This window comes from Lactobacillus sp. W8093, from assembly GCF_016100925.1.
In the GTDB taxonomy this organism is placed as follows: domain Bacteria; phylum Bacillota; class Bacilli; order Lactobacillales; family Lactobacillaceae; genus Lactobacillus; species Lactobacillus helsingborgensis.
Map to the genome: position 1 here is coordinate 90,530 of NZ_JACFRL010000001.1, position 22,356 is coordinate 112,885.

A 22,356-nucleotide genomic window follows, 5' to 3' on the forward strand; every position below is an offset into this window, starting at 1 on the left:
TCCTTCGCTTTACGTCAATTTTTAGGTTAATAACTAAAATAATAATAGCTCTAGTCTGTTAAATTCTTTTGCTTTACCATAACACAAACTCATATTTTAAAAGTAATAATTGCTTATAGTCTTGATTGACACAAAAAAATATTCCCAGTCATTTAAAAACTAGGAATATTTTTACTTATTCTATTTCTTTTTTACCCGTATACAGCTCGTAATAGTAGCCCTTTTTCTTTAAGAGCTGATCATGATTACCAGCTTCAATAATATGACCATGATCCAAGACCAAAATCAAATCTGAGTTAATTATTGTTGATAAACGGTGCGCAATAACGAAACTGGTTCTGCCGGCAAGCAAATTATCCATACCCGCCTGGACCAATTTTTCAGTTTGCGTGTCAATACTTGAAGTTGCTTCATCCAGAATCATCACTGATTCATCGGCAATCATTGCCCGCGCTATACTGAGTAGTTGCATTTGACCTTGAGATAAATCGCCGCCGTTACCATCAATAATAGTCTTATAGCCTTCATCTAAATGATGGATAAATTCATCAGCATGAGATAAGTGGGCTGCTTGATAAACATCATCGTCACTAGCTTCAGCATTACCAAAGCGGATATTGTCCATCACCGTTCCGGTAAACATATGAGTGTCTTGCAAAACTATTGATAATGACCTTCTCAGATCATCCTTTTTAATCCTGCTAATTGGAATACCATCATAAGTGATCGTTCCTGAATTAATTTCATAAAAACGATTGATCATGTTTGAAATAGTGGTTTTACCAGCACCGGTTTCACCAACTAATGCTACTTTCATACCTGGTTTAGCATCAATGGAAATATTATACAGAATTTGTTTATTCGGTGAATAACCAAAGTTAACGTGGTCAAACACAATATGACCTTTAACCGTAATTTTCTTGATAGAACCGTCTTTTTGCGGCACATTCCAGTGCCATGCACCCTTGACGTTTTCATCTTTGGTAATAGTTACGTCACCGTCATCAACTTCAACTGGTTGATCTTCTAGATTGAAAATTCTTTCAGCACCAGCTAAGGCCATCACAATAGAATTCAACTGCTGTGAAATCTGAGCAATTGGCATAGCAAACTGTTTAGATAACTGTAAAAAGGCACCAATTACACCCAGAGAAAGCGGGGCAATACGATTGATAGCAACCGCTCCACCTAAGACTGCAATTAAAACATACAGCAAATTGCCCATGTTGCCCATAATTGGGAATAAAACTGTAGCGTAGGTGTTAGCCTTGCCAGCAGCTTCCTTTAAGGATTCGTTGTAAGCATTAAAGTCTTCTTCGACTTCTGGTTCATGACTAAAGACCTTGATAACCTTAAGACCATTAAGCATTTCCTCATTATAACCGTTAACTTGTCCCAATTCCTTTTGTTGCAATTTAAAGAAATGTGAAGAACGGACAGTCAAGAAGCGAACAATAATGATTGAGAGTGCAAAAACAAATAATGTAAAAATAGTTAATTGCCAGCTTAATGTCAGCATTGCTCCTAACACAAAAATTAAGTTTAATGCTGAATTCATAAATTGCGGAATTGACTGTGAAATCATCTGCATTAACGTATCAATATCGTTAGTGTAGCGACTCATAATATCGCCGTAGTCATTTTCGTCAAAATATGAAATAGGCAATTTTTCCATGTGTTCGAACATTTCGTTACGAACCCTGAACTGCACTTTTTGCGCTAAAACCGCCATTAATACGGCAAAAAGATAGTTGGAAATAAAACCAATGGCATAGCAACCAAACATCACGGCAATTGCATGTAAAAGCGGACCAAAGTTAGGTTGAGCCTCTTTAGTAAGCGGAATGATATAGTCATTGATTAAACGCTCAATAAATAATGACCCTAAAACATTTGCTGCGGCGGTTAAAATAATCGCAACGCTTGAAGTAATGAGCATCCAGGGACTGGTACTGGCAACTAATTTGAGCAGACGTCCCAGAGTTTTCGTACGCTTTGCCGTACTCTTAGTTTTATTATTTTCTACTGCTTTATCCAAATTAATCACCTACTTCTTTTGTTCTTCTTGGAACTTAGCGATTGAACTGTATAAATCGTTACGTTTCATCAATTCATCATGTGTACCGATGTCCTGGATTTTTCCTTCATCCATTACTATGATGCGATCTGCATCCTTAATAGATACAATTCTCTGAGAAATGATAATCTTGGTTGTGTCTGGCATATTCTGACCTAAAGCCTCACGAATCTGCCGTTCAGTCTGTGTATCCACTGCAGAAGTAGAATCATCCAGTATTAAGATTTTAGGCTTTTTCAATAATGCCCGCGCAATAGTAATTCTTTGTTTTTGTCCCCCAGAAACATTATTACCACCTTGCTCAACCATTGTATCGTATTGATCCGGCATTTCGCGGATAAAGTCGTCAGCATGAGCAACTTTGGCTGCAGCAATAATCTCCTCATCAGTGGCGTTTTCATTACCCCACTTCAAATTTTCCTTGATAGTACCGGAAAAGAGAACGTTATTCTGCAAAACCATAGCAACGTTATCACGCAGGGTCTTCAGGTCATAAGACTTCACGTTATGTCCCGCTACCCGCACGGCTCCTGAATCTGTGTCGTAAAGACGCGGAATCATTGACACTAGCGTTGACTTAGAAGAACCTGTCCGACCAATAATACCAATCGTTTCACCAGTTTTAATATTGAGGTTGATATTATTCAAGGCCAGGTTTTTATCATCTGGATCATACTTAAAGTTTACATGATCAAAAATCACTTCGCCGTTGTTCATGTGTTTTAATGGCTTGCGTGGATTTTCAATTGAAGGTTTCTCATTGACGACTGCTGCAACCCTATGACCACTAGCACCTGAAACAACTAACTGGGTAATAATCATAGCCAGCATATTCAAACTGCCCAAAACAGAGTTAGAATATGAAAACATTGAAATCAGTTGACCGGTTTGCAAACTACCGCCAACTATTTCTTTTGCACCAAACCAGCAGATAGCCAAGTTGGAAATGTTTAACACCGCCATAACGATCATTGAGTTAAGCGACATAATTTTCTGTGCTGTAGCAAATAACTTATAAATAAAGCCGGCTGACTTTTTAAATTTAACAGTCTGCGCTTCTTCTTGCACATAAGTCTTAACTTCACGGATACCGCGGATATTTTCCCTAACTACCTGGTTCATGCGGTCGTAACCGCGGAAGATTTTAGGGAAATACTTGCTGGCACTCTTGATAACCAAGCCCAAAAGAATTACAAAAATGGGCGCAACCACAACAAAAACCAGTGACAACCGCGGGCTGACAATAACAGACATGATGATTGAAACCAGCAACATCATTGGCGCTCTGACTGCAATTCTTATTAGCATTTGGTAAGACATCTGAATGTTGTTAACATCAGTCGTCATTCTCGTTACCAAACTGGCACTTGAAAATTTATCAATATTTTCAAAAGAATAATCCTGCACATGATAGAACATGTCTTTACGTAAATTAGCGGCAAATCCAGCTGCGGCATGTGCGGAAGCGTAACTGGCACCTGAACCTAAAATAAGTGAAACCAGGGTTAACACCAGCAAAACTATACCACTCTTAGTAATATAGTCCATGTTCCCTTTCATTATTCCATTATCAATCAAAATACCAACTAAATACGGTATTAACATTTCAATGATAACTTCACCAGTAACAAATAAAGGCGACAGTAAAGATAGTTTTTTATACTGCCTAATTGATTTACGCAGCGTATTAATCATTGAATACCCCTTTCTGATTTTTACTGCATTTGCTTAATTTCGTAAGTGAATTCAGTTTAAAAAGGATAAATAGACCTATGATAAATCTATTTATCCTTTAAAATATATAGTTATCTAAGTATAGCTCTTTTCTTGACAAAAAACACTTTATTTGCTCCTATCAGCTGGAGCAAAGGCGGAACCAATAATTTGGTAGTGCTTCCTAAAGAGCCACCGAATACCATAAACTGCAGCTGCAATAATGAGATTATATATAGCAGGCAAAGCAGGATTAATAATGCGAAACGCTGGTATTGAGACGATGTAGAGGAATAAAAAGAGAACTACCATTAACAAAATAGAACTCCAAATAAACTTGGACCACGGTATCTTCTTAGTCTTACCGGTACTGGGAACAACCCAATCGTTGTATTTAGTCATGAAGACTCCTAAAGTTACGCCAATAACCAGCAAAGTCAAAACACCAGTCTGTGGATTATACTTTTCATTTTTTTGGAACAAACCTACTAAACCAAAAAGTCCAAAGAATAAGGCGGTGTAAAACATTGCATTATCCGTAGCATATTGCCAAAATGGTATATCTGACGCTTTTCTTTTCTTAGGCTTCAACATGTCTGCTGCTTTTAACTTAGGAGACATATTATAGTAAGTGCTAGCAGGTTGTCCGTGACGCTGGGCAACTACTAAATCACTTAAAAGGGCATCAATACGCTTTTGTGCATCTTCACTGCTCATTTTTCCCTGAGCTTCGAGTTCTTTTTGCAAACGAAAAACGTAATCGGAGTTCTTATTACTGAGTTGCTTACGTAATTCAGTGGGTGTCATCTGCTTAACTTCATCGTCCCTGTTTTGGTTGATTACTTTCTCTTTAAGCTTTTGTTGCTTATTTACATCTATGTTAGCTTGATTAGCCTGTTCTTCAGTTTTCTTTTCTGCCATTATTTTTTTCCTAAACGTTAAATCTAAATTCAATAATGTCACCATCTTGAACTTCATAGTCTTTACCTTCAAGACGTAATTTACCTGCTTCTTTAACTTTTTGCATAGTTTCATATTGATCAAGATCAGTAAATGAAACTACCTCTGCGCGGATAAAGCCCCGCTCAAAGTCAGAGTGAATAACTCCCGCAACTTGTGGAGCTTTCATTCCTTCATGGAAAGTCCAAGCTCGCGTTTCCGGTCCACCAGCTGTAAAGAATGTTCTGAGTCCTAAAATGTGGTAAGCTGCACGAATTAAACGGTCAAGTCCAGATTCAGTTACGCCTTCTGCCTCTAAAAATTCAGCTTTTTCATCATCTTCTAAACCAGCAATTTCTTCCTCAGTAGCAGCAGAAATACCTAAGCATTCAGCATTCTCACTTTCAGCGTGCTTTTTAACAATTTGGTAATACTGATCTTTTTCAGGTTCAGCCATTGAGCTTTCTGCAATATTAGCTACGTAAATCACAGGTTTATCAGTTAACAAGAACAAGCCTTTGACGATCTTTTGCTCGTCCTCATTAAAACTGATGGAGCGTACTGCCTTGCCTTCTTCTAAAACCGGCTTGATTTTTTGTAAAACATTAAATTCAGCTTTAGCTTCTTTATCATTTTGCTGGGCAATCTTTTTAACCTTATTAATCCGGCGGTTAACAGCATCTAAATCGGCAATTGCGAGTTCTAAATTAATAGTATTAATGTCTTCTTCCGGATCAACTTTGCCGGTAACAGAAGTAATATTATCATCTTCAAAAGCCCGCACAACATGAATTATTGCGTCAGTTTGACGAATATTTTCCAAAAACTTGTTGCCTAGGCCTTCTCCTTTGGAAGCACCTTTAACTAAACCAGCAATATCGGTGAATTCAAAAGTAGTGTGAACAATCTTTTTAGCAGGAATTAATTCCTGAATCCTTGCCAGTCTTTTATCTGGAACTTCAACCATGCCCACATTAGGTTCGATTGTAGCAAATGGGTAATTGGCCATTTCCGCACCAGCTTTGGTAATAGCATTAAACAATGTTGATTTGCCGACATTTGGTAGTCCAACAATCCCAGCAGTTAATGACATTTTTATCCTCTTTCTTTAACAAAAACTAGTTATTATCTTGATTAAAATTTGGTCGCGCTATGTCACTTTTAGGTACATAAAGCTCATTTTTAACATTAACGGGATCATTTGCTTTAGTTAAGACTTTTTTCAGATTATGTGTGAATTTAGATCTGGGCATCATTACAATGTGACCACATCCCATACATTTTAATCTGATATCTGCTCCTAAACGCAAAACTTCCCAATCATTAGTCTTACAAGCGTGAGGCTTCTTCATGAGTACAGTATCAGCTAAATTATAGGAGATTTCTTTATTCATCAAGATCTACTCCCAAAACATCAAGTATTCTGTTCAATTCGTCAACTGATGAAAATCCTATTGACAAATGACCGCTGCCCTTTTTATTTTCAGAAATATTGACACTAGATCCTAGTTTATCCGCTAATTGATGCTCTGTGGCCCGAATAAAAGCAGACTTTTTAACAGTCTTCTTGCGGGGCTTTTTGGAATTAAGGTTAGCAACCAAAGCTTCCACTTTTCTGACCGGCATTCCTTCTTTAACCACTTGTTTAGCCACTTCATCAATTTTATCTTTGTTTTTCAAACCTAAAAGAGTCCGCGCTTGACCCATTGAAAGATCACCATGTTGCAGCAAATGCTTAGTTTTGCTAGGTAAAGTCAATAAACGCAGGTAGTTGGCTATATACGGACGAGATTTACCCATTCTCTTAGAAACTTCTTCTTGGGTAAGGCCCAAGTTTTTTTGCAACATTTCGTAAGCTTGAGCTTCTTCAAGCGGTGTTAAATCTTCACGTTGCAAGTTTTCTAACACTGCCACTTCCATCATTTGACTTTCACTAAAATCACGGACTATAGCAGGTATTGTGCCTTTCTTGGCCATCTTCGAAGCCCTAAACCGTCTTTCACCGGCAATAATTTCATAGCCGTTAATAGACTTACGCACAATTATAGGCTGAAAGACACCATTTTCTTTAATAGAATCAGCCAGTTCCTTCAGTGACTTGTCATCAAAATTTTTACGTGGTTGATATGGATTGGGTCTAATATCGCTTAAATTAAGATCTTGGATTTCTTCTTCGTTGTCTTCGATCTGAGGTTCGTCTTCAAACAGCGCTTCGATGCCGCGACCGAGACCACCATGCTTTTTGGTATCCTTATTTCTTGAGTTTCTTGCCATGATTCTTTAACACCTCCTTGGCTAAATCGTCGTAAACTTCAGCTCCGCGGGAATTAGGAGCATATTCTGTAATTGCTTCACCATAACTTGGCGCTTCAGCCAATTTGGTAATCCGCGGAATAATAGTTTTATATACTTTATTAGAAAAATAGGAGCGTACTTCTTTGACTACTTCAGCGCCTAAATTAGTCCGTGCATCCAGCATTGTGAGCAAAACACCTTCAACACCCAAGTCTTTATTGAAGTGTTTTTGGACTAACCTAATGGTGTTGAGTAGCTGACTTAGACCTTCCATAGCATAATATTCACTTTGAACAGGAATTAAAATTGAGTCTGATGCTGTAAAAGCGTTGATCGACAGCTGCCCTAAAGACGGTGGACAATCAATAAAAATAAAATCATAATTTTCACTAATTGTGTCTAAAGCAGATTTTAAGCGGGTTTCCCGTGCCATCATGCTAATTAATTCTGTTTCAGCTCCTGACAAATTAATAGTTGCTGGAACTAAGTCGAGGCGGTTAGTAGAAGTATGGAAAATCGTATCTTTAAGAGGAACATCGTCAATCAACACACTATAAATATCTTGATCAATCTCGGATTTTTCTATTCCCAATCCAGAAGTTGCATTACCTTGTGGATCAATATCTACAATTAAAACTTGGTACCCACGTTCCGCAATTGAAGCTGCTAAATTGATTGTAGTTGTCGTTTTACCGACACCACCTTTTTGGTTAGCAACCGAAATTACACTCACCATATTTTCCATGCCTTCCTACTTTCTTTTCAATTCAATTGTAATCATATAATCATCAGGATCGTTGTTTTCCTTAAATTTGACCTTGATGCCTGATTGTTGGGCAAGCTTAATTGCCTTCTTAATCGTATTTATTTGTACTTTTAAGTCCTTAGGGATACGATTAACCGACCTGTTCGTTTGCTCAGACTGCTCTTTTTCTTTCGCCTGATTTTTTTTACCGGCAAAATATTGGTCAACGTTTTTGACAATTTTTTCAGTGTCATTAACATTCAGGTTTTTTGCCAAGATTTCATCCAGAACGCGGCTCTGATCTTTTTCACTTAGTCCAACTAAACAGCGTCCATGACGCGGTGAAATTTCACCACTAGCTAAATAGCTTTGCACCTTGGGAGTTAACTTGAGTAAACGCAACTTGTTAGCGACATAAGATTGGGACTTGCCAATATTTTGCGCCAATGTGGTTTGCGTAAGCTTATTTAACTTCATCAAATTATTGTAGGCCTGAGCTTCATCAATTGGATTTAAATCTTCTCTTTGCAAGTTTTCAATTAAAGCTAATGACGCTGCTTGACTGTCATCCATGTTCTTGACTATTGCTGGAATTTTTTCCCATGCCAGATGTTGAGCTGCCTTTAGTCTGCGTTCACCAGCGATAATTTCGTAATTGTCATCTTTTTCACGTACAATAATCGGTTGCAGTAAGCCTTCTTTATCAAGAGTCGATGCTAATTCACGAATTGATTCCTCAGAAAACTCATGTCGTGGCTGATAAGAATTAGGTTTAATTTTACTTAACTCAATATCCTGAATTTGTTTACTTTTAGGAATTTCTTCATGATGACGCAAAGAAGAAAATAATGACATTTCGAGTCCCCCTGTTTAATGTATTGGTTTACGGTGAGGCGTTCCCGCCTGCCGCGGATATTTTTTAGGCGTTGCCTTTACTTTTTCTATTAGGATAAGCGTGCGTTCCTCTGCACTTTGGGGTAGTTGCAATTGTTTAACAGCTACTGTTTTACCACCTAAAATGCTTAACGCTTTTTTACTAGTTCCTAATTCATCTTCTGCCTTTGGACCTTTGAGGGCGATAAAATTGCCGCCTTTTTTGACAAGTGGCAAGCAGTATTCACTTAAAACTGCCATGTTGGCTACAGCACGAGCAGTAACAATATCAAATTGTTCACGGTAGCGGCTATTTTGACCAACATCTTCTGCTCTGCCATGCACTAAAGCAACATCTTTTAAGCCCAATTGTGCAATTAAATCCTGCAAAAAATTCAGTCTTTTACCAAGAGAATCAACTATTGTTACTTGCAGGTCCGGTTGCATAATTTTTAATGGTATAGAAGGAAAACCGGCACCTGCACCAACATCGCATAAAGAGTTGCTTGACTTAAAAACCGTACTAAAGGTCAAAAGCGGTGTGATGCTATCATAAAAATGTTTGAGGTAAACATCATCTTCTGCAGTTATTCGCGTGAGGTTAACGTGCTTGTTGGCCTCAATTAGACTGTTAAAGTATTGGTTAAATTGGTTGATTTGATTTTCATTTAATTTAAAATTACGTTTTGATAATTCTTGGACAAACTGTTCAGGATTCATTTTTCACCCGTGAAACCTTGTTTCACACCCTTTAAATTTAACGCTAAAATTGGCTTAATGTAAAGTCAATGCATCCCTTTAATTATGAAATATTTTTCGACTGTCGTCAAAGTCTAAACGAATAAAATAAGCTATAATATCCTCAAAGGAGATAAATATGATAGTTACTTTAATTGTTCTGGCCTACTTGGCACTAAAAACCTACAAAGGTTTTCAAACCGGCTTCACCAGATTAATTATTAATTTGATTTTTGCTGCTATTGTTTTTATTGCCGCAATTCTTTTTCAAAATCCAGTCGGCAATTGGCTATACAGTCAGATAACAGGGCAAAATATTCAGACCACTTTAACTCCCGGAACCAACCTGATGTTGTTTCGCTTTTTAGCGTTTTTCGTGATTGTTTTTGTAGGCAAAATGATTGTTAAAGTTTTTAAAGGCTGGGTGCCAAATAAAAACCCCCATGCTACCAATTTTGGTAATCTGCTGGACAGCGTTTTAGGCGCGATAGTGTCTTTTTTCGCCAGTTACTTCTTTGTCTACATCATATTATCAATGCTTAACGCCTTACAGAATCCATGGTTTATTCAGCAAACTCTTGATTCTTCCTTCATTAGATTTATTATCTACAACACCCCTGGTTTATCCAACGGCCTATTTAACAGTATTTTTAGTATTAGTCGTACCGCTGCTTAAATTGCAGGAAATAACGGCAAAATAAAAGTGCCTTTGAGGCACTTTTTTATTTATCAATTTTGAAAATTGTCATACTCAATGTGTTCATCATTATACACAAAGATGGCACCAATGCGGTCGGGATCGTCATGCCAACCCGCAAGAGGTTTTCCCGCAAAAAACAGCCGTTTACATTCAATTTCAGCTTCAACAGAATCTTTTGTAAATGTAGTGACTCCTGCTAAATTTGTTTCAACTGGATAGCCTGTACGGGGATCAATTAAATGATGATACTTATGACCAGCAACTTCTAAGTAGCGTTCATAGGTGCCACTAGTAACAGCTGAACATTGCGGTACCATGACAGAGGTAATGTTTTTGCCCCGAGGCTCTTTTGGATCCTGCACCCCGACTGACCACTGACCATTGGCTCTTTTAGGAGAATCACCAACTAGCAAGATATTGCCGCCAAGGTTAATAATTCCCGCGTGCACACCATAAGCACGCCACAAGTCTCTAATTCGATCAGCAATCCAGCCTTTAGCTATACCACCAAGGTCTAATTCCATCCCAGCCTTTTTCAGGTAAACTGTCTGGTCAAGATCATTTAAGTCAACGCTATAAGGGTCAATCAGTTTCATTCTTTCTTTAATTTGCTCAGGCTCTGGTACATGAGCATTTTTAAAGCCTATTGACCACAATTTAACTATCGGACCAATAAGAGCATTAAAGCCAAAGTTTTCCCGGCTTTCCTCTACGGCAAGCTTAATCAAATCATAAGTGCCGCTGGAAACTTGCACAGCTTTCTTTCCAGCAGCATGATTAACATCCATTACTTCTGATTCATCACGGTTAACCGTCAATATGTCTTCGTAATGGTCAATTAAAGCAAAAGAATCGTTAATTACTTTCTTATCTCTGGCGCCAAAAACTTGTAAAGTAATTGACGTCCCTAAAGCATGATGTTGTCCTACCTGTTGTTCTAAAGCTAAAGTTTTAATCATTATCTTATCCCTAGTCCTCTAAATATTTCTCTCTCATCATTTCTTGCATTTCTGCGTTTATGTCCAGCTGATTAGATATGTATGAATCAATACCACCAAAATTATCATTAATTGTAATCAAGCTGGTATCAAAGAAAGCATTAGCTACTGAACCAAGAATGCGCATATTGGCACGAAACTTATCATTCTCTCCCGCTGCTTTAAATTTCTCATCCCGAACGTGACGATAGTTATTCAGCAGATAGTTTGAATAAAGGTAGTCCTGTCTAATTACTTCTAGATCAACACCCAAAATATACAAAAGCACCACCGTTACCAAACCTGTTCTGTCTTTGCCTTCTGAGCAATGATACAAAACTGCACCATCAGCAGTTTCAGCTACGACACTTACAATTTGATGGATACTGCGCTGAGCTTGCTTATTGCTGATATGTTCACGGTATCGCCTGCACATCATATCAAACCCGGCATATTGATCACGACGGTATTTGGCAAATTCTTTACTCATATCCAAGCCATGACCACCAGTATTATCTTCAACAGATAGCGGAAACTCATAATGCGTAACGCCTGGTAGATCGCGATCCTGGTTTGCCTTGCACTCAGCAGGAGAACGCAAATCAATAATTTTAGTTAAACCGTAATCAAGCAAAAATTGCTGGTCGGCAGCAGTTATCTGACTAATATTACCAGACCGTAATAAACGGTGGGCTTTAATTTTGCGCCCATTAAAGCCAGTATATCCCCCTAAATCTCGGGGATTACGCACAGACTTAAGAGGCAAAACAACGGGTTGAGACATGCCAACTTCCTTTCAAATAAAAATAACCGGATAGGACACTCCTATCCGGTTATTTTACTCTCTGCTAATCAATCTAGCAAAAGTTTATTTATGTGCTTGTTCAACAAACTTGAAGAAGTTGTCCATCATACCATCAATTTGCTTAATGGTTGCTTCATCAGTCAATTCACCAGTTTCTTTATTGAACTTATCTGGAGCTTGACCAATTAAAACTTCGTTACCAGGTAAAACATTTGCGCTCATATCAGGTGAAAGCAGAATTTCACGCATATCTTCTTGAGCACGAGCAGTACCTTGTGAACCGTATGATACACCAGCAACAGCTACTGGCTTCATCTTCATAACATTAGGACCAGCATGTGAACCCAACCATTCAAGACTACTCTTTAAAGGAGCAGGAATAGTGTGATCATATTCAGGTGTAGTAATTACTATACCATCAGCGCTCTTAATTTCTTCAATCCAAGCCTTAATAGTATCATCAGCCATATCTGTTCTGCAGAATGGTGTCAACTTATCTATTTCTTTTACTTCAATGTCTGCTTTATCAGCATAACGCTTAGCAATAAATTGTGCTAAAAAACGGTTATATGAAAAAGATGCATTTGTACCAACAATTGCTAATATTTTCATTCTCGACCCTCCTACTTAGTAACTTGTGCGTACCAACTATCAACTTCGTCGAAGAAATGACCCAAGAATTCAACAGATTCCTTGTTAGTCAAATTACCGTTTTCGTCAAATTGCTTTGGTGCGACTCCCAACATAAATTCGTCATCATTAAAGACTTGGGCATCAAAACCAGGTGCTGTCAACACGCTCTTTAAACGACCTTGTGAACGAGAACCACCTTGTGGCATTGGTGAAGTAGAAACAATCACAACTGGCTTATTCTTAAACGGATGAGTCACGCAAGAAAGCCATTCTAAAGCACTACTTAACGCACTAGTAACAGAGTGTTGCTGCTCAGGAGAACCAATTAATACTAAATCGGCATCTTCAATTTCTTTTGTCAAAGCTTGAACAGATTCTGGAGCATCTTCGCCCTCTTTAAACATTGGCAACCCTTTTACTGTTGCCAGTTTAAAATCATACTTGTCGGCAAATTGCTTAGATATAAATTTAAGCAATGCCTCATTAAATGAATTATTGGCATTTGAGCCAGATAATGCAAGAATTTTCATAAAAACCACCTTTCAGAAACTAATTTCAAGATTAATTATAGCATATCCGTATGCTTTTAACATTTTCCTGCTCTTAAAAAGATTTATATAGATAATTTCTGTAAAATGGTTGATTTAGTACATTATAAGCACTCTGCAAACACTAAGAATTACTTCTTGCTTTTACTTTTGCTTTCCGCTTCGCCAGTTTTAAATAATGAAACTTTATTAGTCTTACTGAGCCAATCATTTAAAATGGCATCATTAATTTGAGCTGCTAAAACATTGATGATCTGCGTTTGGGTAAAAGTTGCTATTTTATTAACGAGTAGTGAAGCGATACCGCTAGTAGTAATCCAATTGGCAATGATAATGCTTCTTATCTTGTCTTCTGGGTATTTAGTCTTAGGATATTGTTCCCTGAACTTTTCCACACCAAAGTCAATTAAAGTATCAGCAATTATCTTACTGCCGAACTTACCATCAACAAACATTGCTCTGAACAAGTTTTCCTGTTCCTTGGCAAAATCAATATAAGATAAATCCATATCAATTAAAGGCTTATCCGTATACCTTTTCTGCAAAATATTATTCTTTAAATTGTCCGCAATTTTACGCAATACTTCTTTGCGCAAGTCTTCCATACTGTTAAATTCAAGATATAAAGGCTGCGTTGAAAAATGCCCTGCCTTGGCAATATTGCGGGCAGTCAAACTCTCAATACCATCTTTAACAACCATCTTATAGGCAATGCTTAAAATTTTATTTCTTCCTATTTCTTTTTTTCTAGCCATTTTGGTATTCCTTGATTAACTTTAAAACGTACTGTTATTCCTAACAAAAACCAGCTATTTCCCGACAATCAAATTATTGCCGAATGATACATATTTTAAATGAAGAAAATTATTCTCCATTATTTTCTATAAACTCATCGTAATACTGTGAAACCATGTCGCTTACTTCATCTTTGCTCAAACCTTGAGCAGCGCAAAAAGAAAAGAAAGCAGCAGAAAGAATATAGCCTACTTCAGAATCTTCTGTCAGATTATCTGAAAAGTTCATATTAATACTGTGATTTTGATAGTCGGTCGATAATTCAATCGACTTATCTTCAGGGACATCATTCATATTTGTACCTCTACATAAATTGATCTATTTATAGTAGCTTTTCTGATTGCCACTAATAAAATAAAATAAAAATTATACCAAATAAAAACATATACAAAAAAATAACTTTTTGTTATTTTAGCAAAGAAACTATTATTTCCTAGTAATTTACTCAAATAGTTAAAAAACAAATTAATAATTTTATTTTTAATTTTTCCAGTTATCTTATCTCAAAAAATAACATTTTCTTTTCACATATAAGAATAGTAAATTTAAAAGTACTTTGTCAAGAGCAAAGTACTTTTTATAATATAAAAGAAATGTGTGATTTTCTATAAAATTTCGGTTTTAAATAGTTAATTCTAATTAATAACAAAAATCCGGATAAAATAGTTTTATTATAAATAATAAAATTACTACTGAGAAAAAAAGTTTAGCTAATTTTTTGCTTTTAATTAAATTCTATTCTATGGTTATTTTTTATAGTGTTATTTTTATAGTGTTATTTTTATAGCTATAATTTAATAACTAAACTTTTTGCTTAATCTCACCATCCATCATTTCATAAATATGATCTGCGTATTGCTTGAGTCTAGGATCATGAGTTACCAGTAGAATAGCCTTGTGATAGTCTTTAGCCAAGTTTTGAAAAAGTTGCCCCACTTCACTGACATTTTTACTGTCTAGAGAAGCTGTAGGTTCATCGGCCAATAAAATTTGAGGATTAGCATAGAGTGCACGGGCAATAGCAGCACGCTGCTGCTGTCCACCAGATAATTCAGCGGGATACTTATCAAGCAATGAACTGATACCTAATTGTTTGAGCAATTTTTGTAACGTTTCTTCATTGATATTGCCTGTTTTTTTCACCTTATTAACTAATTCAAACTGTTCTTTGACCTTTAAAAATGGTACTAAATTATACGCCTGCAATACAAAGCCAAGTTGAGTCAGACGTAAACGGTCGCTGTCTTTAGCAGAAATATCTGCAATATTTTGGCCGTTAACTATCACTTCTCCAGCAGTTGGCTTTTGTAAAGAGCCTGCAATGGTTAAAAAGGTGCTTTTACCAGCGCCTGAAGGCCCCATGATTAATACCACTTCACCTAAATTTGCCTTAAAATTTACGTTATTGATTGCTGTTACTTCTGCGGCACCTTTACCATATACTTTTTGAACATTTTTTAATTCAATAATTGCCATATTACTCACCTATTGCTTGTGCTGGATCTACTTTGAGAATTGATCTGATTGGAATTAAGCTGCCAATAATTGCAGTTAGCAGTAATCCCAATGTGCCCGACAAAATGATGTCCGGGGTAAAACTGATAGGTACTGCAGCTGGTAAAACTTTGACAGTTATTGCCATAGCCACTAATCCGATAACTAATCCAACTAAAACTAAAATTAACGCTTGACTGATTGTTGCCTTAACTAACGTGCTGCTCGGAATCCCCTGTGCCCGCATCACTGCATAATTGTGCATTTTTTGCATCGTTAGAATATAAAGAAAGACGGCAATTATGATCAGTGAAATAACGTATAAGAAACCTATCATTAACTCGAATGTCATATTTTGTGCGGTATAGCCCGGAAGCTTTTTAATAAATTGCGCAATGGGATATGTCTTACTGTCCTTGTGATTGTATTTATAATTATGATCACGTGAAATAATAGCCGAGGCCCTTAAGGTCGGCAGTCCTTGCCGCAGCTTCTTCCACGACTGCAATGTACCATAAACAATTGGGGCAATATTGATTTTAGCATTTTGGACAAAACCAACGATGCGATATTTCTTGCTTGAACCATTTAACTCTAAACGATCGCCTAATCGATAGCCCTTAGTTTTAAAAGCTTGATCCACAGTAACTTCATAGTTCTTTTTGGCTTTTCTGCCTGCAATTAATTCTTGATCATCATAAATGAACTGGTTTTTCTTGACACCAATAAATTGCGCTGAGATTTGCGGCCTTCCCGATTTTTTAACTACAACTGGTATTTGTCCCACCAGCGCCTCATTTTTAGTTAAAGTAGTTTTTGCTAAATCACTTTTAGTTAAAACCGACTGGCTCATACTAACGTTCGCATTTTTATTTAAAACGACTTTTTGAGCATCCCAAGACTTTAATGCCTGCGTATTTTCACTGGCTAAACCAACTGCCAGAGACGAAAGGACAAATATCAGGTAACTAATTAAAAAAATCATCAAAATGATTAGTCCGTAACGCAGCTTTTCTCTTTTTATTTCTTTAATTGCTAAAAACATTAATTTGTTCCCCTTTTTAATAGTTCTAAACTGGCCTTAAAGCGAGCCATAACCTCTTTTTCTTGTTCTGGATTTTCCATCACCAAGCGGATTGTCGCATGACTAAGAACCATTGCACTCCAATTTTGCGGATCTAATTTAGTGATTAATTCTCGCGGAAAAGGTTGACCCACTGAATTCTCGTTGTACAAAATGTGCATTTTAATCAGACCTGCATAAGAACTTTGTTGCGCCTTTTCAATAAAATCGGCTACATTCTGGTAATATTGCTGCGGCTCAAAAGCTGAAGTTAGTTCAACCGGTGAATGGACCGCCTTTAAGGCAATCTTATACATATACTGGTAGGCATCATTTAAATCGGTAAAATATTTATAAAATGCGCCGCGCGCAATACCTGCCTGAGCAACAATCCGTGCCACCTGCGCCTTTGCTAGTGGATAGGTACTAAACTCATTTACCAAAGACTGTCTGATTATCTTTTTCTTGCTTGCCGGCAAGTTAATAAAAGTAGCTTTAACCATCTCGTCATTTACCTTCTAATTTTAATAAGTGACACTGTGTCACTTATTACAGAATAATTTTTTTATTAGCTCTAGTCAATTAAAATGCACCAACAAAAAAGGCCTTACTTCAAGGCCTATTATTTTTATTCAAATGTCAATATCCGGTTATAGTAATTCAACCTGTAAATGCCGTCACGATAGGACATTTTAGCTAATGCGCAATTAGCCATAGTTTCAAAGCAATTCATGTCGCCATTAGTTAAGCAGTGGGCAAACATCATCCTAATTAAGGTGCCATGGCAAAATACCAAAACTTTTTTATCCAGATAATTCTTTTCCATGTCAGTCATAAAACTGCCACACCTGCGGTTAAGCGCCGTAAATGACTCGCCACTGGGTGCATATTTAATGTAGTCAGCAGCCGCTTTACCCCAAGGATCAATTGCATCGGGATATTTTTGCCCCAGCGCGGTTAAAAATTGTCCGTCCCATTCGCCGAAATTAATTTCCGTCAGGCGTTGATCAATTTTAATTTCCTTTTGACCCTTGGTAAAAATTTTAGCGGTTGTTAACGACCTTTTTAATGGGCTTGAAAAAACGACGTCAAAAGGTGCAGGATCAAAATTCGCTGCGGCTGTCTTAGCCTGTTTTTGACCAATTTCATCTAAATCGTGATCAAATGATGACCCTTGCATGCGGCCAATCTTATTCAAATCAGTTAAGCCGTGTCGTACAAAAACTATTTCCATATTATCCCCTCATTCATAATCTTACTTAGTGTGCTTTGTCCCAAATATCTTTTTGTTCTACCGCCGCTTAAAATCATATTCCGTCCTAAAAACATAAGAAGCAGCAGTACTCAAATCGGGCATAAAAACAAAACCAAAATCAGTAAATTCACGTAGCTGCTCTGGAGTTGTCAATTGCTTTTCCGCAATATACCGGACCATTTCTCCACGAGCCATTTTAGCGTGAACACCAACCGTCTTCCACTGACCATTTTTCTTTTCCTGAAAATTAATGGTGATCATCTGCCTGCCTGCTGTCACATAAGGGCTGATATTACGAGAATATTCTTTTGAAGCCAAATTAATGAGTATCTGATCTTCATCAAAAAGATTGTCAGCAATTTTTGTCCCCCAAAATTGATATAAGTCAGGTTGTTTAAAACCCGTAACTTTATTTTTCATTTCCAAACGGTAGGGCCAAACTCCGTCAAAAGGACGCAGTACACCGTATAATCCGGATAAGATGCGGACATTTTCTTGTAAATAAGATATCGCAGGTGCTGTGAACAGATCAGGCGCCATATATTGATACTGAATGCCAGAATATGAGATGATTGCTGGAGTCAGACCATCTTTTTGGCTTAAATTAAGCTCATTTATTTGTCTCTGGCCTTCCTTAGTCATACGTTCACTTGACTGCCAGATTTTTTGTAATTCATTAAAACTGCACTTTTTTAAAAAAGCAGCTAATTCTTGTGCTTGGGCTAAAAATTGCGGCTGCGATTTGGCTGGAAAAGATTCGCGGTCGACTGTCATTTTCATTGCTGGTGAAATAATAATTTTCATCTTTACCACCTTTTGGGTTAAACTTATTAATAATATTTACTAAAGGAGAGAAATTAATGAATCCCGATTTTGCCATCGTATTAAATTTTAAACTAAAAAATGCAAAAGATGTAGATGCTGATTTTTTAGTAAAAACTGCCCGCAATATTGGCGCCCGCGTTATTGCTGCTGATGCAAATATTCCTGATTTTAAGAAAGCATGTGCAAAATACACTATTTCTTTAATAGAAAAGCCTACACAAGGTACTGACTTGACTGCAACAGACGCAATAGACAGACTGATTTCAAACCGCAAAGCAGGAGCAAAAACGATCATTAATGTTCCAGTCATTGAAGATGGCAAGCTAGCACCTGAAACAGAATTAATGCTGAAACAAATCAACAATTGGATGCACATTTTTGGTCATGCTTTTAATGAAAGCGAGCCTTGTACCCTTAAAGTTGGCAATGTAGCAGAAGACAGCTGCTTTATCTTGCAAAACAGACATGCAAAATATCAAAAATATATTTTTGCTAAGGCTCCCTTACCCGAAACTATCAAAATTATCGGTCTAACTGCTAAGCCTAACCGCATCGAACTGATTGATCAAAGAACAGAGTTAGAGTTTGGGTTTAGCAATAATGAACTGACTATTGATCTAACTAATAGCAACAAAAACGATTATGACTGGCAAATAATACGAATCCAAGAACACCGCCCAGAAGACGACATTAAAGAAACCAAGTTTTAAAATATTATTTTTAAATACAAAAATAGGGCTGAAGAATTATTTCTTCAGCCCTATTTGATTTACTCTTTATTTATTTTTTAAATAGTTAACTTTCTTTTCGTAATCAGAAATTATCAGTTTGACATTCTGCTTACCACGGTGCCTGCCATAAGCAACAATAGCCCCGCCAAGAACACCAAATACCAGTAAAATCACGCCCACAATAAAGAGCCAAGTGGTTTTGCCATAGAAATAATAGCATAAGACCAAGCCGATTGCGGCAATTGCCAATAAAGTCTGCAGCCAATACTGTAAATTTTGCAGCATCTTTTTTTGATAATTAACTTCGTTTTGATAACCGGCAGTTATTTTCTTAAGGTCCATTATTACACCGTTTTTACTTCTAGTATTTGAGTCCTGGATTGAATACGCCAAGGACAACACCGACAAAAGCTACACCAATCAAAATGATCATTGTCCAGATAGCAGAAACATGCTTTTTGGACATTAACCACCAGCAGAAAAGAGTAACGATTACTGTTAAGATGCCAGGGAAGATACCATCTAACTGCTTTTGCAAATCAAGGAAAACGTGTCCGGTATTATCTCTCAGTTGTAAAGAAGTAGTGACGTTAACCCAGGTAGCCAGAACACCACCAACAACCATACCACCGACAATGGAAATCGCACGTCTAACAGCTTTACCTTGCTTACCTACTAAAAAGCCGACAGCTTTATCCCCCAGCTTGTAACCACGGAAGTATAGGAAGCGTTGACCAAAGTATGCAATGAGATCCCAAACAATGATGTAAAAAATAGCACCAACTGGTGAACCGTTTCTTGACATACCCAAAGCGATACCAAGTAAAATCGGAATCAAAGTACCGTCAATTAAAGAGTCACCAATACCAGCTATTGGTCCCATCAAACCGGCACGCATGTCATTAATAGTTTGACCATCAATATTTTCACCGTTTGCACGTGCTTCTTCAAGACTGGCAGTAGCACCGATGATAACCGAACCTAACATTGGGTTGGTGTTGAAGAACGCTGTATATGCCTTAATGTTATTAGTCTGTGTCTCATTATCATTAGGATATAATTCCTTGATAATTGGCAACATCGAACATAAATAGCCAAACGTCTGCATGTGCTCTTGAGAAAAGCAGGTTAATGCACCCCAAAACCAGATATTAAAAGACTTACTCAGGGTCTTACGACTAATTCTCTTTTTTTCTGCATCCATTTTTAGATGTCCTCCTCTTCTTCATCGTCACCAACGGCATTTTCATTTGATGAGGCGTAACTAGTACTTGAATTTCCTGAGCCCTTAGCCATTTCAATTTCATACATAATTACAGCAAACAATAATGAAATAACTGTTACAGCAACAAGGTTTAAGTGTAATGAAGCTGCTAAAGTGAAACCAACTAAAAATGGAATGAAATCAGTCGCTTTATTAATAATTTGACGAAGCAAGATAGCAATACCAACACATGGCAGCATCGCACCAACAGTAAACAGGGTCTTCATTGGGATGCCGTTCATTGGTAAGGCTGTTCTCAAAGCAGTTACGGCTTCTGCACCGTAGTGAGTCATCAAAAGTGTCGGCAGGAATGAAAATACTAAGTGAGATAACCAAGGCCAGCCAAAATCAACTCCGTAGAGGCGATTTAACTTACCATTTTGAATATCTTTCCAGCCAAATGCTTGCCAAATCAGGTTCATGAATGCCACTGCGTAAAATAGTACCGAGCCAACTGTACCTACCAAAGTGGCAAGAGATTTCGCCATGTTTGCAGCTGCTGAACCCATTGGGTTAAGTCCACGTGATGAAATAGCAACCATAGCTAGAGGAATACCAATATATGAAATTGCCCGCACATCAGCAGCAACCGTACCACCGGGTGTAACTAACGCAATGTAAACCAACTGGGTAGCAACTCCACAGGCAATTCCTAGCGGCAAGTTGCCTAAAACGATACCACAGACCAATCCACCAACTAGTGGCCGTCCAATAGTATAATTACCGACTGCTTGACCAGCCATACAGGAGTTTGAACATAAACACGCAAATACTCCCAAAATGGCGGCTTGTAACCAACTTATAGTCATTTTTTCTCCTTCTTCTTATTAAAATTATTAAGGCTAGATACTCGTTTGAGTAAATATATCTCAATAACCGAATTTCCCTTTGAATTTATCCCAGTAGCCTAATTGTTTATCTGGTAATAAAGCAAAGTGAACCTTATATCCTTTTTGGCTAATTGCCTCAAAAGCATCACCTTCTTCTTGTGTAAAAGATTGATTACTGCCTAATTTGATTGCTCCCGGACGGTCATTACCTGGACCCACAATCAACTCTTTTTGGTCACTTGGGACAAAATCAAGATCGACCAAAATGTGCTTCATATCTTGTGGATTCTTGGTAATCAAAAAGTACCGCGTCTTAGAATTCAATACTTTATCCTTAACATCATTAAAATGAGCCATTGTCCATATAAAAGTTTTCTTACCCTGATCCTCACCCGCAGATTTATAGGCGGATTTTAAGATAGGATTGGTAGCTGCCTTGTCATTTACAGCTATAATCCCATCACAAGGACGTTCTTTTGCCCAACGGGTTGTAATTAAACCATGAATTATCCGGTCATCAACTCTAATCAATGAAACAGTCATTGTTTTTCCTCCTAGATTTAAATGTCATCTTCGTTATCAACTGAATTTTGTGGAATTTCATATTGCTTTATTGCTTTTTCACCTTCACTTAAAGCTGACTTAACCAATTCTTCTTTAGGCATAGTGTCTAAGGAGATTAGCGCGGTAAGTGCCATTGAAAAGTTCATTCCGCCGATTACTACAGAATTTGCTAGATAGCCCTTTTCAGAAAAGACATTTAAAAAAGTAGTTAGCGGACTGCCGCCAATGATATCAGCAATGACAACAAATTCATCTTCTTTTTTAAATTCTTCTTTTTGTAAAAAGGCGGTAACTTTCTTAGTAAAGTCTTCTGCAGAATCACCATTATGAAGACATAATGCAAAACAACGCTTAATAGCATCCCCAGCAAACATTTCCAATGAAGTTTTTACCCCTTCAGCAAACTGTCCGTGAGAAACCAAAATTAAATATTTCAATACTTCATTCCTCTCTTCGTTAGTATAAGTTAAAATTAGCACAATCTTTGTCTGT

Annotated in this window: 27 protein-coding genes; 2 read left to right on the forward strand and 25 right to left on the reverse strand. The window is 37.3% G+C overall.

Annotated features, from left to right (window positions below; translation table 11 throughout):
- Window positions 1–175: 175 nt before the first annotated feature.
- The 9 genes from H3T47_RS00390 to rsmG form a co-directional block, all read right to left on the reverse strand.
- Window positions 176–2,038, reverse strand: coding sequence for an ABC transporter ATP-binding protein (locus tag H3T47_RS00390; RefSeq protein WP_199282178.1), 1,863 nt, complete (start codon window positions 2,036–2,038; stop codon window positions 176–178).
- A 9-nt stretch (window positions 2,039–2,047) separates the two neighbouring features.
- Window positions 2,048–3,772 (reverse strand): ABC transporter ATP-binding protein, encoded by a 1,725-nt coding sequence (locus H3T47_RS00395; RefSeq protein ID WP_046326689.1) that lies wholly within the window; start codon window positions 3,770–3,772, stop codon window positions 2,048–2,050.
- 147 nt (window positions 3,773–3,919) lie between these two features.
- On the reverse strand, window positions 3,920–4,711 hold the full coding sequence (locus H3T47_RS00400) for a DUF1129 family protein (RefSeq protein WP_109917989.1): 792 nt from the start codon (window positions 4,709–4,711) through the stop codon (window positions 3,920–3,922).
- Window positions 4,712–4,721: 10 nt separating this feature from the next.
- On the reverse strand, window positions 4,722–5,822 hold the full coding sequence (ychF, locus tag H3T47_RS00405) for a redox-regulated ATPase YchF (protein ID WP_046326687.1): 1,101 nt from the start codon (window positions 5,820–5,822) through the stop codon (window positions 4,722–4,724).
- 25 nt (window positions 5,823–5,847) lie between these two features.
- Complete coding sequence (locus H3T47_RS00410; protein WP_199282179.1) at window positions 5,848–6,123, reverse strand: DUF951 domain-containing protein; 276 nt, start codon at window positions 6,121–6,123, stop codon at window positions 5,848–5,850.
- Window positions 6,116–7,003, reverse strand: coding sequence for a ParB/RepB/Spo0J family partition protein (locus tag H3T47_RS00415; RefSeq protein ID WP_038521108.1), 888 nt, complete (start codon window positions 7,001–7,003; stop codon window positions 6,116–6,118). Before H3T47_RS00415 ends, H3T47_RS00410 begins: the two co-directional genes overlap by 8 nt.
- Entirely contained in the window at window positions 6,981–7,760 is a 780-nt protein-coding gene (locus tag H3T47_RS00420; RefSeq protein WP_038521105.1) for a ParA family protein, read from the reverse strand. The genes H3T47_RS00415 and H3T47_RS00420 overlap by 23 nt, the downstream gene beginning before the upstream one ends.
- 15 nt (window positions 7,761–7,775) lie before the next feature.
- Window positions 7,776–8,624 (reverse strand): nucleoid occlusion protein, encoded by an 849-nt coding sequence (noc, locus tag H3T47_RS00425; RefSeq protein ID WP_199282180.1) that lies wholly within the window; start codon window positions 8,622–8,624, stop codon window positions 7,776–7,778.
- Window positions 8,625–8,639: 15 nt separating this feature from the next.
- On the reverse strand, window positions 8,640–9,362 hold the full coding sequence (rsmG, locus tag H3T47_RS00430) for a 16S rRNA (guanine(527)-N(7))-methyltransferase RsmG (protein ID WP_199282181.1): 723 nt from the start codon (window positions 9,360–9,362) through the stop codon (window positions 8,640–8,642).
- Between the two features lie 157 nt (window positions 9,363–9,519).
- On the opposite strand from rsmG, the gene H3T47_RS00435 reads away from it, so the two are divergent.
- Entirely contained in the window at window positions 9,520–10,056 is a 537-nt protein-coding gene (locus tag H3T47_RS00435; protein ID WP_109917985.1) for a CvpA family protein, read from the forward strand.
- Window positions 10,057–10,109: 53 nt separating this feature from the next.
- Here the strand turns inward: H3T47_RS00435 and H3T47_RS00440 are convergent, their stop codons facing one another.
- From H3T47_RS00440 to yaaA, 11 genes are all read right to left on the reverse strand, one after another.
- The gene (locus tag H3T47_RS00440; protein ID WP_038521094.1) at window positions 10,110–11,039 is read right to left on the reverse strand and encodes an FAD:protein FMN transferase; all 930 of its coding nucleotides are present in this window, start codon (window positions 11,037–11,039) and stop codon (window positions 10,110–10,112) included.
- A gap of 10 nt (window positions 11,040–11,049) precedes the next feature.
- The gene (locus H3T47_RS00445) at window positions 11,050–11,841 is read right to left on the reverse strand and encodes a tyrosine-protein phosphatase (RefSeq protein ID WP_199282182.1); all 792 of its coding nucleotides are present in this window, start codon (window positions 11,839–11,841) and stop codon (window positions 11,050–11,052) included.
- Window positions 11,842–11,925: 84 nt separating this feature from the next.
- Window positions 11,926–12,474 carry an NADPH-dependent FMN reductase gene (locus H3T47_RS00450; protein ID WP_199282183.1) on the reverse strand — a complete coding sequence of 183 codons (549 nt, stop codon included), beginning with the start codon at window positions 12,472–12,474 and terminating at the stop codon, window positions 11,926–11,928.
- A gap of 11 nt (window positions 12,475–12,485) precedes the next feature.
- Window positions 12,486–13,025: an NADPH-dependent FMN reductase gene (locus H3T47_RS00455; protein ID WP_038521084.1), complete on the reverse strand. Its 540-nt coding sequence runs from the start codon at window positions 13,023–13,025 to the stop codon at window positions 12,486–12,488.
- A gap of 149 nt (window positions 13,026–13,174) precedes the next feature.
- A complete protein-coding gene (locus H3T47_RS00460) occupies window positions 13,175–13,798 on the reverse strand; it encodes a TetR/AcrR family transcriptional regulator (RefSeq protein WP_199282184.1) in 624 nt (207 codons plus the stop codon).
- 109 nt (window positions 13,799–13,907) lie between these two features.
- Window positions 13,908–14,132: a hypothetical protein gene (locus H3T47_RS00465; protein ID WP_038521078.1), complete on the reverse strand. Its 225-nt coding sequence runs from the start codon at window positions 14,130–14,132 to the stop codon at window positions 13,908–13,910.
- Window positions 14,133–14,639: 507 nt separating this feature from the next.
- Window positions 14,640–15,314 (reverse strand): ABC transporter ATP-binding protein, encoded by a 675-nt coding sequence (locus H3T47_RS00470; protein ID WP_199282185.1) that lies wholly within the window; start codon window positions 15,312–15,314, stop codon window positions 14,640–14,642.
- Between the two features lies 1 nt (window position 15,315).
- Window positions 15,316–16,377, reverse strand: coding sequence for an ABC transporter permease (locus tag H3T47_RS00475; RefSeq protein ID WP_199282186.1), 1,062 nt, complete (start codon window positions 16,375–16,377; stop codon window positions 15,316–15,318).
- Window positions 16,377–16,898 carry a TetR/AcrR family transcriptional regulator gene (locus tag H3T47_RS00480; protein WP_199282187.1) on the reverse strand — a complete coding sequence of 174 codons (522 nt, stop codon included), beginning with the start codon at window positions 16,896–16,898 and terminating at the stop codon, window positions 16,377–16,379. The genes H3T47_RS00475 and H3T47_RS00480 overlap by 1 nt, the downstream gene beginning before the upstream one ends.
- Before the next feature lie 125 nt (window positions 16,899–17,023).
- Entirely contained in the window at window positions 17,024–17,629 is a 606-nt protein-coding gene (locus tag H3T47_RS00485) for a histidine phosphatase family protein (RefSeq protein ID WP_199282188.1), read from the reverse strand.
- A 57-nt stretch (window positions 17,630–17,686) separates the two neighbouring features.
- On the reverse strand, window positions 17,687–18,454 hold the full coding sequence (gene yaaA / locus H3T47_RS00490; protein ID WP_199282189.1) for a peroxide stress protein YaaA: 768 nt from the start codon (window positions 18,452–18,454) through the stop codon (window positions 17,687–17,689).
- Window positions 18,455–18,510: 56 nt separating this feature from the next.
- Between yaaA and H3T47_RS00495 the strand changes: the two genes are divergently transcribed.
- Window positions 18,511–19,185: a hypothetical protein gene (locus tag H3T47_RS00495; RefSeq protein ID WP_199282190.1), complete on the forward strand. Its 675-nt coding sequence runs from the start codon at window positions 18,511–18,513 to the stop codon at window positions 19,183–19,185.
- A gap of 66 nt (window positions 19,186–19,251) precedes the next feature.
- Here H3T47_RS00495 and H3T47_RS00500 read toward each other — a convergent pair whose 3' ends face one another.
- Genes H3T47_RS00500 through H3T47_RS00520 form a run of 5 tightly spaced genes read right to left on the reverse strand, consistent with a single transcriptional unit; the run spans window position 19,252 to window position 22,301 of the window.
- The gene (locus H3T47_RS00500; protein ID WP_233335795.1) at window positions 19,252–19,599 is read right to left on the reverse strand and encodes a DUF202 domain-containing protein; all 348 of its coding nucleotides are present in this window, start codon (window positions 19,597–19,599) and stop codon (window positions 19,252–19,254) included.
- Complete coding sequence (locus H3T47_RS00505; protein ID WP_038521058.1) at window positions 19,568–20,410, reverse strand: PTS system mannose/fructose/sorbose family transporter subunit IID; 843 nt, start codon at window positions 20,408–20,410, stop codon at window positions 19,568–19,570. Before H3T47_RS00505 ends, H3T47_RS00500 begins: the two co-directional genes overlap by 32 nt.
- A gap of 2 nt (window positions 20,411–20,412) precedes the next feature.
- Window positions 20,413–21,279 (reverse strand): PTS sugar transporter subunit IIC, encoded by an 867-nt coding sequence (locus H3T47_RS00510; protein ID WP_109917976.1) that lies wholly within the window; start codon window positions 21,277–21,279, stop codon window positions 20,413–20,415.
- A 60-nt stretch (window positions 21,280–21,339) separates the two neighbouring features.
- On the reverse strand, window positions 21,340–21,843 hold the full coding sequence (locus H3T47_RS00515) for a PTS sugar transporter subunit IIB (RefSeq protein ID WP_038521053.1): 504 nt from the start codon (window positions 21,841–21,843) through the stop codon (window positions 21,340–21,342).
- 17 nt (window positions 21,844–21,860) lie between these two features.
- Window positions 21,861–22,301, reverse strand: coding sequence for a PTS sugar transporter subunit IIA (locus H3T47_RS00520; protein WP_038521050.1), 441 nt, complete (start codon window positions 22,299–22,301; stop codon window positions 21,861–21,863).
- Between the last annotated feature and the right edge of the window lie 55 nt (window positions 22,302–22,356).

Bases quoted from the DNA above. Each gene is read 5' to 3' on its own strand.
- H3T47_RS00395 (WP_046326689.1), bottom strand. From the start codon at position 3,772: ATGATTAATACGCTGCGTAAATCAATTAGGCAGTATAAAAAACTATCT.
- H3T47_RS00400 (WP_109917989.1), bottom strand. From the start codon at position 4,711: ATGGCAGAAAAGAAAACTGAAGAACAGGCTAATCAAGCTAACATAGAT.
- ychF (WP_046326687.1), bottom strand. From the start codon at position 5,822: ATGTCATTAACTGCTGGGATTGTTGGACTACCAAATGTCGGCAAATCA.
- H3T47_RS00410 (WP_199282179.1), bottom strand. From the start codon at position 6,123: ATGAATAAAGAAATCTCCTATAATTTAGCTGATACTGTACTCATGAAG.
- H3T47_RS00415 (WP_038521108.1), bottom strand. From the start codon at position 7,003: ATGGCAAGAAACTCAAGAAATAAGGATACCAAAAAGCATGGTGGTCTC.
- H3T47_RS00420 (WP_038521105.1), bottom strand. From the start codon at position 7,760: ATGGTGAGTGTAATTTCGGTTGCTAACCAAAAAGGTGGTGTCGGTAAA.
- noc (WP_199282180.1), bottom strand. From the start codon at position 8,624: ATGTCATTATTTTCTTCTTTGCGTCATCATGAAGAAATTCCTAAAAGT.
- rsmG (WP_199282181.1), bottom strand. From the start codon at position 9,362: ATGAATCCTGAACAGTTTGTCCAAGAATTATCAAAACGTAATTTTAAA.
- H3T47_RS00435 (WP_109917985.1), top strand. From the start codon at position 9,520: ATGATAGTTACTTTAATTGTTCTGGCCTACTTGGCACTAAAAACCTAC.
- H3T47_RS00440 (WP_038521094.1), bottom strand. From the start codon at position 11,039: ATGATTAAAACTTTAGCTTTAGAACAACAGGTAGGACAACATCATGCT.
- H3T47_RS00445 (WP_199282182.1), bottom strand. From the start codon at position 11,841: ATGTCTCAACCCGTTGTTTTGCCTCTTAAGTCTGTGCGTAATCCCCGA.
- H3T47_RS00450 (WP_199282183.1), bottom strand. From the start codon at position 12,474: ATGAAAATATTAGCAATTGTTGGTACAAATGCATCTTTTTCATATAAC.
- H3T47_RS00455 (WP_038521084.1), bottom strand. From the start codon at position 13,025: ATGAAAATTCTTGCATTATCTGGCTCAAATGCCAATAATTCATTTAAT.
- H3T47_RS00460 (WP_199282184.1), bottom strand. From the start codon at position 13,798: ATGGCTAGAAAAAAAGAAATAGGAAGAAATAAAATTTTAAGCATTGCC.
- H3T47_RS00465 (WP_038521078.1), bottom strand. From the start codon at position 14,132: ATGAATGATGTCCCTGAAGATAAGTCGATTGAATTATCGACCGACTAT.
- H3T47_RS00470 (WP_199282185.1), bottom strand. From the start codon at position 15,314: ATGGCAATTATTGAATTAAAAAATGTTCAAAAAGTATATGGTAAAGGT.
- H3T47_RS00475 (WP_199282186.1), bottom strand. From the start codon at position 16,377: ATGTTTTTAGCAATTAAAGAAATAAAAAGAGAAAAGCTGCGTTACGGA.
- H3T47_RS00480 (WP_199282187.1), bottom strand. From the start codon at position 16,898: ATGGTTAAAGCTACTTTTATTAACTTGCCGGCAAGCAAGAAAAAGATA.
- H3T47_RS00485 (WP_199282188.1), bottom strand. From the start codon at position 17,629: ATGGAAATAGTTTTTGTACGACACGGCTTAACTGATTTGAATAAGATT.
- yaaA (WP_199282189.1), bottom strand. From the start codon at position 18,454: ATGAAAATTATTATTTCACCAGCAATGAAAATGACAGTCGACCGCGAA.
- H3T47_RS00495 (WP_199282190.1), top strand. From the start codon at position 18,511: ATGAATCCCGATTTTGCCATCGTATTAAATTTTAAACTAAAAAATGCA.
- H3T47_RS00505 (WP_038521058.1), bottom strand. From the start codon at position 20,410: ATGGATGCAGAAAAAAAGAGAATTAGTCGTAAGACCCTGAGTAAGTCT.
- H3T47_RS00510 (WP_109917976.1), bottom strand. From the start codon at position 21,279: ATGACTATAAGTTGGTTACAAGCCGCCATTTTGGGAGTATTTGCGTGT.
- H3T47_RS00515 (WP_038521053.1), bottom strand. From the start codon at position 21,843: ATGACTGTTTCATTGATTAGAGTTGATGACCGGATAATTCATGGTTTA.